The organism is Methanobrevibacter sp. (assembly GCF_030539875.1).
GTDB lineage: Archaea > Methanobacteriota > Methanobacteria > Methanobacteriales > Methanobacteriaceae > Methanocatella.
Genome location: NZ_JAUNXI010000035.1, coordinates 1 through 4,375, shown reverse-complemented (window position 1 = coordinate 4,375; position 4,375 = coordinate 1). Strand labels below are relative to the sequence as shown.

4 protein-coding genes are annotated in these 4,375 nt (G+C 37.7%); 3 read left to right on the top strand and 1 reads right to left on the bottom strand.

What is annotated here, in order from left to right; all coding sequences use genetic code 11:
- Positions 1-199: 199 nt before the first annotated feature.
- The 3 genes from Q4Q16_RS09205 (at position 200) to Q4Q16_RS09195 (ending at position 3,014) form a co-directional block, all read left to right on the top strand.
- On the top strand, positions 200-1,237 hold the full coding sequence (locus Q4Q16_RS09205) for a hydroxymethylglutaryl-CoA synthase (RefSeq protein WP_303347431.1): 1,038 nt from the start codon (positions 200-202) through the stop codon (positions 1,235-1,237).
- Positions 1,238-1,249: 12 nt separating this feature from the next.
- Complete coding sequence (locus Q4Q16_RS09200; protein ID WP_303347430.1) at positions 1,250-2,407, top strand: thiolase domain-containing protein; 1,158 nt, start codon at positions 1,250-1,252, stop codon at positions 2,405-2,407.
- 415 nt (positions 2,408-2,822) lie between these two features.
- Positions 2,823-3,014: a hypothetical protein gene (locus tag Q4Q16_RS09195; RefSeq protein WP_303347429.1), complete on the top strand. Its 192-nt coding sequence runs from the start codon at positions 2,823-2,825 to the stop codon at positions 3,012-3,014.
- 12 nt (positions 3,015-3,026) lie between these two features.
- On the opposite strand, the gene Q4Q16_RS09190 is transcribed toward Q4Q16_RS09195, so the two are convergent.
- Positions 3,027-4,301 (bottom strand): ATP-binding protein, encoded by a 1,275-nt coding sequence (locus Q4Q16_RS09190; protein ID WP_303347428.1) that lies wholly within the window; start codon positions 4,299-4,301, stop codon positions 3,027-3,029.
- Positions 4,302-4,375: the final 74 nt, after the last annotated feature.

Sequence of the window (4,375 nt, the reverse complement as noted above, 5' to 3'; positions counted from 1 at the left end):
TTATTACTTGGGCCTTCCAAGCCTACAACCCGGGTTCGAATCCCGGCAACTGCATCTTCATATTTTTTTTTTTTAAAAATTCTTATTTTGTTTAAATAGATTATCTGCATTAGTTAATTTTATATAATAATAACTATAAAATAGGTATTAATTAAATTAATTTTTAATTTCTTAAAAGACATTATTTTAAGGTGATTTAATGGTAGGGATAGTAGGATATGGGGCGCATGTTCCCTCATATAGAATTAAAGTAGAAGAAATTGCTAAGGTATGGGGTGATGACCCTGTAGCTTTGTCAAACGGATTAGTTGTTAATGAAAAGTCCGTACCTTCTGCTGATGAAGATACTGCAACTATTGCAGTTACCGCTGCTAGATATGCTCTAGCAAGAGCTCAAATCGATCCGAAAAAAATTGGTGCCGTTTATGTCGGTTCCGAATCACATCCGTATGCAGTTAAACCGACTGCAACTATTGTTGCAGAAGCAGTTAGCGCAACTCCAAAATTAACTGCCGCTGATTTGGAATTTGCTTGTAAAGCAGGAACCGCAGGTATCCAAATGTCTATGGGTCTTGTTCAATCCGGAATGGTTGAATATGCTTTGGCTATTGGTGCTGATACTTCACAAGGTGCTCCTGGGGATGCTTTAGAATATACTGCATCTGCAGGTGGAGCCGCTTATGTTATCGGTGAGAAAAATACAATAGCCGATATTGATCACACTTGCAGTTTTACAACTGACACTCCTGATTTTTATAGAAGAGAAGGACAGGATTATCCGTCTCACGGCGGACGTTTTACAGGTGAACCGGCTTACTTTAAACACGTGTTAAGCACTGCTGAAATGCTATTTGAAGAAACCGGCACAAAACCTGAAGATTATGACCATGCCTGTTTCCACCAGCCTAACGGTAAGTTCTACCTAAGGACAGGTAAAAAATTAGGATTCACTTCAGAACAAATTAAACATGGATTGCTCACTCCTAATATCGGAAATACCTATTCCGGTGCAGTGCCACTGGCATTGTCCAATATCCTGGATGTTGCTGAACCTGGAGATAAGATATTTGCAGTCTCATACGGTTCCGGTGCAGGAAGTGACGGATTCACATTGACAGTTAAAGATGATATTGTTGAGAGAAGAGAATTAGCTCCAAAAACACAGGACATAATTGATGATAAGAAATATGTGGACTATGCTGTGTATGCTAAATTCAAAGGCAAACTTAAAATGTAAGGGGGCTTAAATATGAGAGATGTTGCGATTATAGGAGTTTCACAAACAAAATTTGGTGAATTATGGGATTCATCATTTAGAGATTTAATTGCCGAGGCCGGTGTAAAAGCTTTGGTTGACGCTGATGTTGACGGTGCAGACATTGAAGCAATGTTTGTTGGTAACATGTCCTCCGGACTTTTTGTACAACAGGAACACATTGCGGCTCTTATTTCTGACCACGTTGGTCTTAATCCAATTCCAACCACAAGAGTTGAAGCTGCCTGTGCATCCGGTGGTTTAGCTTTAAGGCAGGGTATTATGGCCGTCGCATCCGGTTTTCACGATGTCGTAATTTCCGCAGGTGTGGAAAAAATGACAGATGTAGTGGATGCCACTCCGGCTATTGCTACTGCATCCGATCAGGAATGGGAAGCACAACAGGGAGCCACATTCCCGTCATTATATGCAATGATGGCCAAAAGGCACATGTATGAGTATGGAACTACCCGTGAACAGCTAGCACAGTTTTCAGTAGTGAACCATAAGAATGCGGCAAAAAATCCAAATGCACAATTCCCATTTGAAGTAACCGTAGATAAAGTTATAAACTCTACTGTAGTGGCGGATCCGTTAACATTGCTTGACTGTTCTCCGGTTAGTGACGGAGCAGCGGCAGTTGTAATGGTGCCTGCTGAAGATGCTAAAAAGTATACTGACACTCCGGTTTATGTAAAGGCTTCAGCACAGGCTTCCGGAACTTTAACATTACATGATAGAAAAGACATAACCACCATCGAATCCACTAAGGTTGCATCAAGAAAAGCTTATGAAATGGCAGGCGTTACACAAAAAGACATTGACCTGACTGAAGTTCACGACTGCTTCTCAATCAACGGACTTTTAGCAGTTGAAGACTTGGGATTTGCTGAAAAAGGTAAGGGTGGAATAGCTATTGAAGAAGGTCAAACCGAAATCGACGGTGATTTCCCGATTAACCCTTCAGGAGGTCTTAAAGCTCGCGGACACCCTCTAGGTGCAACAGGTATTGCTCAGGCTGCCGAAGTCATTTGGCAACTTAGAGGAGACTGCGGCAAACGTCAAGTTGACGGTGCAGAAATCGGTATGACTCATAACATCGGAGGTACTGGCGGTACTGTAGCCGTACATATTTTCGGAAGAGATTTATAAAATCTCTTATTTTTCTCTTTTTTTTTAATCAACACAGGTTTTTGAACTGTTATATTCTCTTTTTTTGCTAAACGGTCTAGAACAGAATCGGTGAATGATTAGCCTGCACCAAATCCTAATGATGATTTAATCAGGGTTTAAAAAATTGGCAGGCGGCTAAGAACCGCACCGCCGGCTCCACACTCAGTTAATTGATTTGCATCTTAATAAATTTCTCTGATGAGCTATTAGTATCTGGTGAATTTTCAAATCGCTGAAGATGGCCATATTCAGTTAAAAACATGTGTTGGGTAAGATTTTTTGATAAATTCAGATTGATGGCTGCATGACTGGCAAGGCAGTTTGGAAAGCCATTGGTAAAAATTTAAAAATCCCCAAATGAATAGAAATTTCGGCGATCGGTTTCATATTGGGAATGGATGTTGGAGAATATAACACATGCTTTCATGGATGCGAGTACTGTTATGCAAATTTCTCGACTAAAATTGTTAAAAGGAATTTCAGGCTTCATGATCCTGATTCGCCGCTATTGATTGGTAATGTTAAAGCGGATGAGGTTGTAAAGGAAGTTAAGGAGCTGGATATATCGATTATCAACAGAAATTAATTTAGAAACTGATTATTGTTTTAGACAACCTATTGGTATGACCTTCACACCATCAGTGCGGGTATATGCAACTTCTCCTCCAGTTAAAACTGCTAGAAAACTTGGATTGTTCAGTTCATCATTTTTTTCTATTAATTTATTGATTTTCAATAAGTTTTTTGCACCTTCATCAATTTTTTCACTACCCAATTTACATTCAATTAATGCATATCTATTATCATTTAAATGTACTACACAGTCAATTTCAATATCTGATTTATCATGGTAGTAATAAATATTTCCATCCAATGGACCGGTATAAATGCTTAAATCCCTAATGCACAGATTTTCAAATAAAAATCCAAACAGGAATAAATCATCAGCACATGATTCAGGACTCATTTTTAATGAAGCAATTGCGATTGAGGGGTCTATAAATATTTTTTTGTTTCTTGATCTCATTGAAGTTTTTGATTTAATGTCTGGTGACCATCCTCTTATCTCTTCTATAACGAATAAGTCTTTCAATGCTTTGATATAAGAGTAATATGTTCCATTGCTCATTTTTTCGTTTACATTAATATCAGCCATTATTGTTTTATCATTAACGAGTGTTGAATTATTTCTTGCAAGAGATTTTAAGAGACTTCTAACTTTATCGGGATTTCTTTTAACTCCGTCAATTGCTGAAATATCGGTATTACAAATATTTTGAACATAAGATTTAGCAACAAATAATTGAGCTTCCCTATCTTTTTTCACAACAGATTCTGGCCATCCGCCTCTACATGCAGCAAATATTAAATCATCAATTGTCAAATCGGAGGTTATTCCATTAATGTCCAAATCAGGGTTGTCGAATAATTCCATTAAGGATATTTTACCATTGGATTCCAGACTTTCATATAGGCTCATTGGTCTCATTAGGACTCTATGTATTCTTCCAGTACCTGAATGCATTATTTTTGATTCATCAACAACGGTTGACCCTGTTAGAATGTATAGTCCTTCACCTCCTATTTCATCAACACTATTTCGGACTGCATCCCATAGGACAGGTGCCATCTGCCATTCATCAATCAGTTTAGGTTTATTACCTTCCAATAATCTGTCCGGATCAAATTCTGCCCATATTTTATATGTCTCTTTTCGTTTAGGGTCTTGTAATTTTATCACACTTTTGGCATGTCTTTCGGCTGTTGTAGTTTTTCCGCTCCATTTTGGGCCAACTATCAGTACTGCACCGATCATTCTAAGATATCTTTCTAAATCATCATCCATGTAACGTTTTAAGTATTTTCTTCCCATTTTAATCAACTTATTTTTTTATTAATTAGAGACTTTTTGATATTTTTATTATATATTTTTGGTATTTTTTATTA